1 protein-coding gene is annotated in these 232 nt (G+C 54.3%); it reads left to right on the top strand.

What is annotated here, in order from left to right:
• The coding region (locus tag QP119_RS11735) for a peptidase dimerization domain-containing protein (protein WP_284776352.1) at nucleotides 1-232 on the top strand (232 nt) is incomplete at both ends.

Genomic DNA, 232 nt, shown 5'->3' with positions numbered 1-232 from the left:
CTCACCCTGTTGAAGGCTCATTTAACGTTATTGCCGACCACGCTCGTTTTAGGCTCTCCCTGCGTACCGCTCCAAGCCAGAAGCCAGCCGAAGCGCAGAAGGCTTTGGCACGATTCTTGGAAGAGCACGCTCCATTCGGTGCACAAGTAACTGTGGAGCTGGGGGAAAATGGTCAGGGTTGGGCTATGAACCCTGATTCTCAGGCAGTACAAGTTGCTGAAGAAGCGATGGC

The sequence above is a fragment of the Corynebacterium frankenforstense genome, assembly GCF_030211955.1.
In the GTDB taxonomy this organism is placed as follows: Bacteria; Actinomycetota; Actinomycetes; order Mycobacteriales; family Mycobacteriaceae; genus Corynebacterium; species Corynebacterium frankenforstense_A.
The sequence above is the reverse complement of the archived record's forward strand: the minus strand, read 5'-3'. Positions and strand labels throughout refer to the sequence as shown.